This window comes from Bacillus sp. SA1-12 (assembly GCF_000981385.1).
Taxonomy (GTDB): Bacteria; Bacillota; Bacilli; order Bacillales; family Bacillaceae; genus Metabacillus.
Map to the genome: position 1 here is coordinate 122,076 of NZ_LATZ01000007.1, position 12,068 is coordinate 134,143.

The window sequence follows — 12,068 nt, forward strand, 5'->3', positions numbered from 1 at the left end:
TATAACAGGTAACTTTAACAAAACAACGTATGAGGAGTGAGCATTCGTGTCTGAAGAAAAAATTTATGACGTAATCATCGCAGGTGCAGGTCCAGCTGGTATGACGGCAGCTGTTTATACATCACGTGCCAACCTTTCTACGCTTATGATTGAGCGCGGGGTGCCAGGGGGACAAATGGCCAATACAGAAGAGGTTGAGAACTATCCAGGATTTGATCATATTTTAGGACCTGAGCTATCAACTAAAATGTTTGATCATGCGAAGAAATTTGGTGCGGAATATGCTTATGGCGACATTCAAGAGATCGTTGATGGTGAAGAGTACAAAATTGTAAAAGCAGGTAAAAAAGAATACAAAGCACGTGCTGTTATTATCACAACGGGTGCAGAATATAAAAAGATTGGCGTGCCAGGTGAAAAAGAACTGGGCGGCCGCGGTGTATCATATTGTGCGGTATGTGATGGTGCATTCTTTAAAGGAAGAGAGCTTTTAGTAGTCGGCGGCGGAGACTCAGCGGTTGAAGAGGGAGTTTATTTAACACGCTTTGCTTCTAAAGTAACGATTGTACATCGCCGTGATGAATTAAGAGCACAAAAAATCCTTCAGCAACGTGCATTTGATAATGAAAAAGTGGAATTCATCTGGAACCATACAGTCAAAGAAATTCATGACCAAGATGGAAAAGTTGGCAGCGTAACCCTTGTGAATACAATTAATGGGGAAGAGAAAGAATTTAAAACAGATGGTGTTTTCATTTACATCGGAATGGTGCCATTATCTAAGCCGTTTAAAAGCCTTGGAATCACAAATGAAAATGGCTATATTGAAACAAATGACCGCATGGAAACAAAGGTACCAGGAATCTTCGCAGCTGGAGATATCCGTGAAAAAATGCTGCGCCAAATTGTCACAGCTACTGGTGATGGAAGTATAGCAGCTCAAAGCGCTCAGCATTATATTGAAGAACTAGCTGAAAAGCTAAAAGCAGTTAAGTAAGAATGATTATGAAGCTTGTTTAACGAATTCGTAATTCTGTTTTAACTTACCTGTAACATGGGTGAAACAATTATAGGTTATTATATAATTAGTAATTGACCCCCTTTTATAAATAGACTTATTTTAGAGCATGGGCGCCCTTTCCCATGCTCCCTTTTTTTGTCCCCAAAGCTGTTTTATTTTTATTTGTCCATGTATTAGTACAGGTTATCTACATAGGTCTCTTTTTTAAAACAATTTTTTTAAAATTAATGAAACTGTTTTATACTTCAAACGTATATACATATAGAAAAACAACTATGATGTGTTTCGTTGTTAAGACACAATTAAAATAGTATAATAAATGAAAGAAAGTGAAGAACGTAACAAATGTTTCTAAAATGAAATGAATGTCAGCCGTTAGAAGGGAATATGAATCACCCAGTCCGTGTGTTTTAGCGGTTTTCTGACAGAAGATAAAAACTCCATTACGTTTTTGATTTCATGTGAAAATTGAGGTGAAGAAGTTGCAGCGAGTGACAAATTGCGTCTTAGTAGAAGAAAACAAAGTACTTCTCCTGCAAAAACCAAAAAGAGGCTGGTGGGTAGCTCCTGGAGGGAAAATGGAGTTAGGTGAGTCAATCAAGGATACAGTCACCCGTGAATACCGTGAAGAAACAGGCATATACATTAAAAATCCTCAGTTGAAGGGAGTATTCACCTTCATCATTCAGGATGGAAAAGAGATCGTTTCTGAATGGATGATGTTTACGTTCCTGGCTACAGATTATCAAGGAACAAATGTCTTGGAATCTGAGGAAGGAACGATTAAGTGGCATGAAAAGGAAGACATTCAGCATTTGCCGATGGCTCCTGGCGACCACCATATATTAGATTATGTCATTAAAGGGACGGGCATGCTATATGGAACCTTTACATATACACCTGATTATCATTTGATTTCCTATCGTTTGGATCCGCAATAATGACCGAGCTTGCGAAGATTTCACTTTATACTAATAAAAGAGCTAGGGTATCAGTAGAGAGGAGGAATAAACGATGACAAATGAAAAAAATGAGCAGCAAACAACTACTCCAAATGATGTACAAATGGTCATCATTACGGGTATGTCAGGTGCGGGTAAAACCGTTGCCATTCAAAGCTTTGAGGACCTGGGATATTTTTGTGTTGATAACTTGCCTCCCACACTGCTGCCTAAATTTTTAGAATTGATGAAGGAATCAGGAGCAAAAATGAATAAGGTTGCTTTAGTCATGGACCTCCGCGGAAGAGAGTTCTTTGATCATCTTTTCCAAGCTCTTGATGATTTAGCGGAAAGCACCTGGCTCACTCCGCAGATCCTTTTTCTTGATGCAAAAGATGCAACACTTGTTACACGATATAAAGAAACGCGACGGTCACACCCATTAGCATCAAAAGGTCTTCCTTTAGAGGGAATTGGATTAGAACGCGATCTTCTTGAGGAGTTAAAAGGCAGGGCACAGCTTATTTATGATACGTCGGACCTGAAGCCAAGAGATCTAAGAGAAAAAATTCTTAAGCAATTTTCATCAAGTGTTGAACATACATTCACCGTGAATGTTACTTCATTTGGTTTTAAATATGGTATCCCAATTGATGCAGACCTTGTATTTGATGTTCGATTCTTGCCTAATCCGCATTATATTGAGCATATGAGGCCAAAAACTGGTTTACAGGAGGAAGTGTCCTCCTATGTGCTGAAATGGAATGAAACACAAAAGTTTTTAGAAAAACTCATTGATTTGCTGACATTTATGCTTCCTTATTATAAGCGGGAAGGGAAAAGCCAGCTTGTTGTTGCGATCGGTTGTACAGGAGGACAGCATCGCTCAGTTACACTTGCCGAATACATTGCAAACTATTATAAGGATGACTATCATACTCAAGTGTCTCACCGGGATATTGAGAAGAGGAAGCATCGTTAATTAATGGGACAGGAACAAATGCAAAAGGTTGTCATCATAGGCGGCGGAACTGGTTTATCCGTTCTTTTGAGGGGATTAAAGCAGTTTCCGCTTGATATAACAGCTATTGTTACAGTCGCTGATGATGGCGGGAGCTCCGGCAGGCTCCGCGATGAATTGAACATCCCACCTCCTGGTGATATTCGCAATGTATTGGCCGCTTTATCCGATGTTGAACCTCTTGTTGAGGAACTTTTTCAGCATCGTTTTAATAAAGGAAATAACTTAATAGGACATTCACTAGGCAACCTCATCCTGGCAGCGATGACAAACATTACAGGTGATTTTGTCCATGCAATAAAAGAAATGAGTACGGTCTTAAATGTACGCGGCAGAGTATTGCCTGCTGCTAATACGAGCGTGATTTTACATGCGGAAATGGAAGATGGCACGTTCGTTTCCGGTGAGTCCAAAATTCCGTTCTCAGGTAAGAAAATTAAACGGGTCTTTTTAAGTCCTGATGATATTGAACCATTGCCTGAAACACTTGATGCGATTCAGGAAGCGGATTTAATCATCATTGGACCGGGAAGTCTGTACACAAGTATTTTACCAAACCTTCTTGTTCCGAAAATAGGGGAAGAGGTTTGCAAGGCGAAGGCTAAAAAGGTATACATTTGCAATGTGATGACACAGGCAGGAGAAACATTAAACTATTCTGCCAGTGATCATGTCAAAGCGTTATATGATCATATGAAGTGCACATTTATGGATACAATTCTTGTTAATAAAGAGGAAATTCCCGATCATATTAAAGCATTATATGAAGAGGAACTTGCCAAGCCAGTCAATTATGACATTGAAAAACTAAAGGCATTGGGACTTCAAGTCATAACAGATAAAATTGTAAGTTATGAAAATAATGTGATTAGGCATGATACGAATAAAGTGGCTAAACTTCTATATGGTATTCTTCAGCAGGAATTAACATAAGTGCATGTCTTAGAATGGGGGTGCAGTGGTTGTCATTTGCATCTGAAACGAAAAAAGAACTAACGAACTTAGAACTAAAGCCTTGTTGTATTAAAGCTGAGCTGTCTGCACTCATTAGAATGAATGGATCCCTTTTCTTTTCTAATCGAACGATTATGGTGGATATTCAAACGGAAAATGCTGCAATCGCAAGGCGTATCTATACGTTATTAAAAAAACAATATGAAGTTTCGGTCGAACTGCTCGTTCGGAAAAAAATGAGATTGAAAAAGAACAATGTTTATATTGTCCGCCTTGTTGAAAAGGCTAGAAGTATTTTAGAGGATTTACAAATCCTAGAGGAAGATTTTTCCTTGATAAGGAGTATATCGCCATCACTTGTGAAGAAAAAGTGTTGCAAGCGCTCTTATATCCGCGGCGCATTTCTTGCAGGCGGTTCCGTAAACAATCCAGAAACTTCCTCTTATCATCTCGAAATTTTCTCGCTATATAAAGAGCACAATGATTCTCTTTGCGAGTTAATGAATACATTTGATTTAAATAGTAAAACGCTAGAAAGAAAAAAAGGCTTTATCACTTATTTAAAAGAAGCTGAAAAAATTACTGAGTTTCTGAATATTATTGGCGCACACCAAGCCTTATTGCGCTTTGAAGATGTAAGAATTGTCCGCGATATGAGAAATTCAGTTAATCGCCTTGTCAATTGCGAAACAGCCAATTTAAACAAAACAATTGGTGCTGCACTAAGACAGGTAGAAAATATTCGATTCATCGACGATAAAATCGGCTTGGATGCACTTCCCGATAAGCTTAGGGAAATCGCCAAGCTGCGCGTCGAGTATCAAGATGTAACCTTAAAAGAACTTGGAGAAATGGTATCAAGCGGAACAATTAGCAAATCTGGTATAAACCATCGCTTACGAAAATTAGACCAAATTGCTGACCAACTTAGATCAGGACAACCGCTATCATTAAAATAAAAATACAAAAAGAGAAGAGGAGATATTTATGGTTGAAAAACAAGTTGAAGTTCACCTGAAAACTGGCTTGCAAGCTCGTCCAGCTGCTTTATTTGTTCAAGAGGCAAACCGTTTTGCATCAGATATCTTTTTAGAAAAAGACGGCAAAAAGGTAAATGCCAAAAGTATCATGGGGCTCATGAGCTTAGCAATCAGCTCAGGCTCTAACATTACCCTAATTGCTGAAGGCAATGACGAGCAAGACGCCGTTGAAACCTTAGCAAAATATGTCCAGCAAGAAGGATAAAGAGGAAAGCACACCGTTTAGGAAATTGGCGGTGTGCTATTTTTATATTTATTTTACAAACAAAAGTTTCCTAATAAAGCTCAAACTGGTAAGTTAACAAGAAAAGAGTTATATACACATTTTTAAAAGATAAAATATGTGGTGGAAGGAAAGGGAAAGTTCTTCATAATGCCTATGAAGCCCCAAACAAGTGGAGGAAGGGGAGGAAAAGACCTTCATAATGCCTATGAGGGACAAAACAGGTAGAGGAAGCAAAGAAAAAGTTCTTCATAATGCCTATGAAGACCAAAACAGGTGGAGGAAGCAAAGATAAAGTCCTTCATAATGCCTATGAAAACCAAAACAGGTAGAGGAAGCAAAGAAAAAGTCCTTCATATTGCCTATGAAGGCCAAAACAGGTGGTGGAAGCAGAGAAAAAGTCCTTCATAATGCCAATGAATGCTAAAACAGGTAGAAGAAGCAAAGAAAAAGTCCTTCACACCCCTCATCAAGGCCCATATCAAATAAAAAGCCCTTCATCAATAAGATGAAGGGCTTCCCTAAAAATTACTTTTCTCCAAGAATATTACGCTCTAACACTTTATCAATTAAACCGTATTCAAGGGCACGCTCTGCAGTCATGAAGTTATCGCGCTCTGTATCGCGTTCGATTACTTCAAGCGGCTGGCCAGTACGGTCAGATAGGATTCTGTTTAATTTATCACGCAAGAATAGGATTCGTTTTGCAGCGATTTCGATTTCAGTTGCTTGACCTTGGGCTCCTCCAAGTGGTTGGTGAATCATAACTTCACTGTTAGGAAGGGCAAAGCGTTTGCCTTTTTCACCAGCAGCAAGCAAGAATGCACCCATAGAAGCTGCCATCCCAATACAAATCGTTGAAACGCTTGGTCTAATATATTGAATTGTGTCATAGATCGCCATACCAGCAGTGATAGATCCGCCTGGTGAGTTAATATAGATGGAAATATCCTTTTCTGGATCTTCTGCTTCTAAGAATAATAGCTGTGATACAATTGAATTTGCGACATTATCATCAATACCGCTGCCAAGCATAATAATACGGTCTTTTAATAGACGAGAATAAATGTCATACGCACGTTCACCACGATTTGTTTGTTCAATAACTGTAGGGATTAAATTCATTCTTCCATTCCTCCTTTAAAAGTAAGAAAGATTGTACTAAAGGAAAATCAGTCTTATGTAATCCTTTAGAACATAATTCTGTAACACCAATTGTATTGCTTTATGTAATTCCATCATACAACTATGGTCAATAAAGGTCAAACAAAAAGACTATAAAAACCTTTTTTAACCATGTTTATCCTATAATATGTACAGCATAATCATAACATGTAATCATGTTTCCCACATTTAAAGCATTTCAAACGAAATATATAATGAAAATCCGGGTTTAGCCATTTAACGAATTTTTTTGTTATTTTACTATAAAAAGACAGTTGAAATTCTCAGCAGTTTCCCGTATAATTTTCCTTACTGACAACATTATGCGCTCGTAGCTCAGTTGGATAGAGCGGTGGTTTCCGGTACCACGTCTGCCGGGGGTTCGAATCCCTCCGAGCGCGTCGTAAATAGCAAGGGTTGAGATTAGCTCAACTCTTGCTATTTTTTATTATGGAAACAATCTTCACAAATAAAGTTTCCTTCATTTTTTAAATAGGCTTTTATTTCAGTCATCCCTTTCCGCTTTGGGTAACGCATTTTTACATAAACAAGATCATCCCCTTCGATTGTCTTGCCGCATGCAGAGTAATTTGGTTCGTCTTTACGCATTTTCTACCACCTCGTACTATATTTAGTTCATTAATAATACGATGATTTTTTTAAAAAGTTTCTATAACCTCATAGATCTTTTACAATCTAACTATAAGGGGGCCGAACGGACGCCTTTTTTTCATGTTTTAAGGGTTTTTGTAGCTTAATGGAACAGATTGTATGATACTAAAATCATGTGATGATAAGTAGAATCAATTTAGTCATTTTTGTTATTTAAGTAATAAACAGATTTTGGAGACACTAATTTGTAAGACACTGCTAAATTGTAAACAGGCAGTCCAAGAGTACCCCTGAAGCTTGAGCCTGCTTGATGTCTTCATTCTCTTTTTGAATATGAGTTTCATTTAAATCGTGCAAAAATTATCAATGCGCTTTAAACCATGTTAAAAATAAATGGACCCTATGACATATTGAGGTGTGTGAACTTGATATACCTGAATTTCTAAAATTTCAACCTGGTGCTTTTCTTTCCATCATGTATTTTAGCTTTCTTCTCCTTTTATACATGCTTTGAGATCAATTAGCTTAAAAGACGAAGAAAAGGAAGAAAGCACGGGGCTGGACCTTAAGGCAGTCCCATTATTTTGTTTTGAGTGGAGTAAAAAACAAATATTATCCTCGTTTTAGCGTTTATTCTTCTAATTTCAGCATTTTTTTATGACAAAAACATAAGCATGTAGTAGGATAACTATTAATGGGCAGTAAGGATGGGGTTAGAAGTGTTAATAGTTAAAGTTAATTGTAAGCGTTTTACTGTTGGTATCTAGGCTCAAATGACTAGGTCTTTTCACAGATTTTCCGGTTCGGATGTCGATTACCAAGGTGATCACGCTTTACGAAGTACGATTTTTCCTAATTTCGAGTAGAATGTAGTATAGGAGGAAGTTAATATGAAAATTGGGTTAATTCAAGAACAAACGTTAAAATTAAAGATGACTCAAGAACTGCAGCAGGCTATTACGCTTTTGCAGTATTCCTCAGCGGATCTCCTTTCATATGTCCAGGAACTCACAATCGAAAATCCCCTTATTGAAGTGAAAGAAACCTATAGCTCACGCTTTCGAAAGCGAAGTGCCAAATCTAATAAACAATCCTTTATCGAGAATACTATTAAAGAGAAAACGAGTTTACGAGACCACTTGCGTAATCAACTGATTGATTTTTCGTTGGATAAGACTGAACGTGCATGTCTTGATTTATTAATTGATGCGCTAGATGCAAATGGGTATTTAAAAGATGACCTTACGGATCTGGCACCTGTCCTTAATGTTCAGGAAGAATTATTAGAAAGCAAGCTGTATTTTCTCCAAAGCTTGGAACCGGCTGGTATTGGGGCCCGTTCACTTCAAGAATGTATTTTATTACAGCTAAGGAGACTGCCCGTCAGGAACACACTTGCTGAAACGATCATTACGGACCATTTTCGCTCGTTTGCAGAAAAATCATGGAAAGAACTTGCGAAGAAGGTTCATGTCTCAATCAGTGACATCCAAGAAATTCAGGATTTGATTAAAAAGCTTGAACCGCGGCCGGGATTAAAGTATGAAAGTGAAGAGGAAGGGTATGTGACACCTGATATTATTGTGAAAAGGGCAAAAAATAAGCTGCAGATTATCTTTAATGATGAACTTCTTCCCCAAGTAATTGTAAGTGAGCCGTTAGATCCATCGAATCCTGTATTGGATTTGGAAACGAAAGACTATTATTCTAAAAAGCTATCACAGGGGAAATGGCTGCAAAGAGCAATCGAACAGCGGAAAGAAACCATGATGAATGTGATGAAGGTTATTGCCCAAAAGCAGAAGGAGTTTTTCGTTCACGGAAAAACGGTCCTTAGGCCGTTAACACTTAAAGATGTAGCAGATGTTTTAGAAATTCATGAATCGACGGTCAGCAGAACGGTCAAGGATAAATTTGTTCAAACCCCACAGGGCCTATTAAGTATGAAATCATTCTTTTCCAATAAGCTTGATGAAGATAGCGGGGAAATTTCAACTGCATCAGTTAAAATGAAACTGCAGGACTTAATTCAATCTGAAGATAAAAAGAAGCCATTATCAGATCAAAAAATTGCAAATGAACTAAAAACCAGGTATGGTATAACTATTTCAAGAAGGACGGTTACAAAATACCGCGAGCAGCTGAATATTCCTACTTCTGCTATAAGAAGGCAGTATTAGAATAGCTGGAAAGGTGAGACCTCTCAAGGTGCACGGTTGAGAAGTCTCCCATACTCAACCTAAAAGCAAGCGACTGAAACAGAAAACCAGCAGAAAAGTTTTACAGAGTTTTCATTTTTAATAGGAGATATAAAATCAGAAGGGCAAGGAGTTAACATGAAAAACGTCATTTTTTACTCAAAAGAAAACTGCTCCTTATGTGATAAGGGTTTGGCAATTTTACAAGACATTCAAAAAGACATCCCCTTTGAGTATGAAATTGTAGACATTTACCAGGATGATCAGCTTTTAGAGCTTTATCAAATTATGATTCCAGTTGTAAAAATTGATAATGAGGTTGTTTCATACGGGATTTTGGAAAAAGATGCTATTAGAAAACGCTTACTTTAAAAAGTCGAGAAACAATTCTTGAAACTGCGATTTTACCCTGTTAAAATAAAATTGTAGCAGGGAGATTTTTTTTTGAGTGAGCGGGACATAATAAGTCATAGCGGGACGATATCAGTCCAACTCGACTCAGAAAGGGATAGCAAATGAAATCATTAATAGAAGTACAAAAAAAATTATTGCCTGACCTTTTAGAGGTTATGCAAAAACGCTATCAAGTTCTGCAATACATTCGATTAATGCAGCCGATTGGACGCAGAAGCCTCTCAACTAGCCTTGGGTTAAGTGAACGAATACTAAGAAGTGAAGTTCAATTTCTAAAAGATCAGAATTTGGTTGATATTCACACTTCAGGTATGAGCTTAACAAAGGAAGGAAAATCTCTTTTGTCTGATCTTGAAGAAATGATGAAGGACGTTTTAGGATTAACTCTTTTGGAAAATAAATTAAAAGAGAAATTTAATCTTAACAGGGTGATCGTCGTTTCTGGAGATAGTGATCAATCCCCATGGGTAAAAAAAGAAATGGGAAGAGCATGTGTTTCATGTATAAAAAAACGATTAGACGGGAAAAATATCGTCGCTGTTACTGGAGGAACCACACTTGCTGCTGTTGCCGAAATGATGACTCCTGACAGTAAAAATCGTGAAATTCTTTTTGTCCCTGCACGAGGCGGGCTGGGAGAGACAGTGGAGAATCAAGCGAACACAATCTGTGCAAAGATGGCTGAACGTGCTAGCGGGAATTACCGGCTTTTGCATGTCCCAGACCAGCTAAGCAAGGAAGCTTACCAATCCATTATTGAGGAACCCTCAATCAAAGAGCTTCTTACGACAATGAAATCCCCAAGTATGGTCATTCATGGAATAGGAGACGCTAAGACAATGGCAGAGCGCCGGAGAACTTCTGAAAAGGATATGCTGAAAATCATAAACGGAAATGCTGTTGCAGAAGCGTTTGGTTATTATTTTGACCAAGAGGGTGAAATTGTACATAAGGTGCAAACGGTTGGGATTCAGCTTGATGACATTGGTGAAGTACCACATGTTATTGCAGTTGCCGGCGGTGCATCTAAAGCAAAGGCGATAAAAGCCTACATGAAACAAGCATTAGATTCTGTTCTTGTTACAGATGAAGGTGCTGCAAATGAGTTAATAAGGGATTAATAATCCCTAATTATATATGTTTTATTCCTTATAAGGGATCAAACAACCAATTTTGTATTTAACGTTCAAAGGTTCTGGCCTTAGAACATAATTAAAGGAGGAAATTTATCATGGCAGTAAAAATCGGTATTAATGGTTTTGGTCGTATTGGTCGTAATGTATTCCGTGCAGCTTTAAAAAATCCTAACGTTGACGTAGTTGCTGTTAACGATTTAACAGATGCTAACATGTTAGCTCATCTTTTAAAATATGATTCTGTTCACGGAAAATTAGATGCTGAGGTTTCTGTTGACGGTAATAACCTTGTTGTTGACGGAGTAACTATCCAAGTTACAGCTGAGCGTGACCCTGCAAAATTATCTTGGGGTGAGCAAGGTGTTGAAATCGTTGTTGAATCTACTGGATTCTTCACAAAACGTGCTGACGCTGCGAAACACTTAGAAGCAGGTGCTAAAAAAGTTATCATTTCTGCTCCGGCAAGCGATGAAGACATTACAATCGTTATGGGCGTTAACGAAGACAAATACGATGCAGCTAGCCACGATGTAATCTCTAACGCTTCTTGTACAACTAACTGTTTAGCTCCATTTGCTAAAGTTTTAAATGATAAATTCGGTATCAATCGCGGAATGATGACTACTATTCACTCATACACAAATGACCAACAAATCTTAGATTTACCACATAAAGACTACCGTCGTGCTCGTGCAGCAGCTGAGAACATGATTCCAACTTCAACTGGTGCAGCTAAAGCGGTATCTCTAGTATTACCTGAATTAAAAGGTAAATTAAACGGTGGAGCAGTTCGTGTTCCAACTCCAAACGTTTCTTTAGTTGACTTAGTTGCTGAGTTAAATAAAGAAGTAACTGTTGAAGAAGTAAATGCAGCTCTTAAAGAAGCAGCAGAAGGCGATCTTCAAGGCGTTCTTGGTTACAGCGAAGAGCCGCTAGTATCTGGCGACTACAATGGTAACACAAACTCTTCTACAATCGATGCATTATCTACAATGGTTATGGAAGGTAAAATGGTAAAAGTTATCTCTTGGTATGATAACGAAACTGGTTACTCTAACCGTGTAGTTGACCTTGCTGATTACATCGCATCTAAAGGTCTTTAATCCTTAAGAAGAAATTCTTGTTTTAAGAATGAACTAAATAAGGGTATAATCATAAACGGGGAAAGGGGTTCATCCCCTTTCCCCTTTCTGTTTTGAGAGTGAGTTTTTGACATTGAAGCTTTTCAAGAAGTTTCGGTGTCCAGCTTCAGTGCCTAGCCTCGAAAGTCTAGCCACCCATGAATTGAAGGCAAAGAACGCCTTCTATTCATGTGCGACTTAATTGCCCGAGGCTGAACAGGCG

12 protein-coding genes and 1 tRNA gene are annotated in these 12,068 nt (G+C 38.1%); 11 read left to right on the forward strand and 2 right to left on the reverse strand.

Translation table 11 applies throughout. From position 1 onward, the window contains the following. Positions 1-46: 46 nt before the first annotated feature. From trxB to WQ54_RS07105, 6 genes are all read left to right on the forward strand, one after another. A complete protein-coding gene (trxB, locus tag WQ54_RS07080; protein ID WP_046514057.1) occupies positions 47-997 on the forward strand; it encodes a thioredoxin-disulfide reductase in 951 nt (316 codons plus the stop codon). A gap of 506 nt (positions 998-1,503) precedes the next feature. Further along, entirely contained in the window at positions 1,504-1,962 is a 459-nt protein-coding gene (locus WQ54_RS07085; protein ID WP_046514059.1) for an 8-oxo-dGTP diphosphatase, read from the forward strand. Positions 1,963-2,035: 73 nt separating this feature from the next. After that, complete coding sequence (gene rapZ, locus WQ54_RS07090; RefSeq protein WP_046514062.1) at positions 2,036-2,944, forward strand: RNase adapter RapZ; 909 nt, start codon at positions 2,036-2,038, stop codon at positions 2,942-2,944. 3 nt (positions 2,945-2,947) lie between these two features. After that, entirely contained in the window at positions 2,948-3,916 is a 969-nt protein-coding gene (gene yvcK / locus WQ54_RS07095) for a YvcK family protein (RefSeq protein ID WP_046514065.1), read from the forward strand. A 29-nt stretch (positions 3,917-3,945) separates the two neighbouring features. Then, positions 3,946-4,896, forward strand: a complete 951-nt coding sequence (gene whiA, locus WQ54_RS07100) for a DNA-binding protein WhiA (protein WP_046514068.1) — start codon at positions 3,946-3,948, stop codon at positions 4,894-4,896. Positions 4,897-4,924: 28 nt separating this feature from the next. After that, entirely contained in the window at positions 4,925-5,182 is a 258-nt protein-coding gene (locus WQ54_RS07105; RefSeq protein WP_046514071.1) for an HPr family phosphocarrier protein, read from the forward strand. 546 nt (positions 5,183-5,728) lie between these two features. Here WQ54_RS07105 and clpP read toward each other — a convergent pair. Beyond that, the gene (clpP, locus tag WQ54_RS07110) at positions 5,729-6,325 is read right to left on the reverse strand and encodes an ATP-dependent Clp endopeptidase proteolytic subunit ClpP (RefSeq protein WP_046514074.1); all 597 of its coding nucleotides are present in this window, start codon (positions 6,323-6,325) and stop codon (positions 5,729-5,731) included. A 364-nt stretch (positions 6,326-6,689) separates the two neighbouring features. Here clpP and WQ54_RS07115 point away from each other — a divergent pair. Further along, positions 6,690-6,765: transfer RNA gene (locus WQ54_RS07115), tRNA-Arg, on the forward strand. A gap of 37 nt (positions 6,766-6,802) precedes the next feature. On the opposite strand, the gene WQ54_RS07120 is transcribed toward WQ54_RS07115, so the two are convergent. After that, positions 6,803-6,973, reverse strand: a complete 171-nt coding sequence (locus WQ54_RS07120; RefSeq protein ID WP_046514076.1) for a hypothetical protein — start codon at positions 6,971-6,973, stop codon at positions 6,803-6,805. Between the two features lie 893 nt (positions 6,974-7,866). On the opposite strand from WQ54_RS07120, the gene rpoN reads away from it, so the two are divergent. The 4 genes from rpoN (at position 7,867) to gap (ending at position 11,827) form a co-directional block, all read left to right on the forward strand. After that, positions 7,867-9,156, forward strand: a complete 1,290-nt coding sequence (rpoN, locus tag WQ54_RS07125) for an RNA polymerase factor sigma-54 (protein ID WP_046514079.1) — start codon at positions 7,867-7,869, stop codon at positions 9,154-9,156. A 156-nt stretch (positions 9,157-9,312) separates the two neighbouring features. Further along, positions 9,313-9,546 (forward strand): glutaredoxin family protein, encoded by a 234-nt coding sequence (locus tag WQ54_RS07130; protein ID WP_046514082.1) that lies wholly within the window; start codon positions 9,313-9,315, stop codon positions 9,544-9,546. A 143-nt stretch (positions 9,547-9,689) separates the two neighbouring features. Continuing rightward, positions 9,690-10,709, forward strand: a complete 1,020-nt coding sequence (locus WQ54_RS07135; RefSeq protein WP_046514086.1) for a sugar-binding transcriptional regulator — start codon at positions 9,690-9,692, stop codon at positions 10,707-10,709. Positions 10,710-10,819: 110 nt separating this feature from the next. Continuing rightward, complete coding sequence (gene gap, locus WQ54_RS07140) at positions 10,820-11,827, forward strand: type I glyceraldehyde-3-phosphate dehydrogenase (RefSeq protein ID WP_046514089.1); 1,008 nt, start codon at positions 10,820-10,822, stop codon at positions 11,825-11,827. Positions 11,828-12,068: the final 241 nt, after the last annotated feature.

Coding starts and splice junctions, on each gene's coding strand:
- rapZ (WP_046514062.1), top strand. CDS start 2,036: ATGACAAATGAAAAAAATGAGCAGCAAACAACTACTCCAAATGATGTA.
- yvcK (WP_046514065.1), top strand. CDS start 2,948: ATGGGACAGGAACAAATGCAAAAGGTTGTCATCATAGGCGGCGGAACT.
- WQ54_RS07105 (WP_046514071.1), top strand. CDS start 4,925: ATGGTTGAAAAACAAGTTGAAGTTCACCTGAAAACTGGCTTGCAAGCT.
- clpP (WP_046514074.1), bottom strand. CDS start 6,325: ATGAATTTAATCCCTACAGTTATTGAACAAACAAATCGTGGTGAACGT.
- WQ54_RS07120 (WP_046514076.1), bottom strand. CDS start 6,973: ATGCGTAAAGACGAACCAAATTACTCTGCATGCGGCAAGACAATCGAA.
- rpoN (WP_046514079.1), top strand. CDS start 7,867: ATGAAAATTGGGTTAATTCAAGAACAAACGTTAAAATTAAAGATGACT.
- WQ54_RS07130 (WP_046514082.1), top strand. CDS start 9,313: ATGAAAAACGTCATTTTTTACTCAAAAGAAAACTGCTCCTTATGTGAT.
- WQ54_RS07135 (WP_046514086.1), top strand. CDS start 9,690: ATGAAATCATTAATAGAAGTACAAAAAAAATTATTGCCTGACCTTTTA.
- gap (WP_046514089.1), top strand. CDS start 10,820: ATGGCAGTAAAAATCGGTATTAATGGTTTTGGTCGTATTGGTCGTAAT.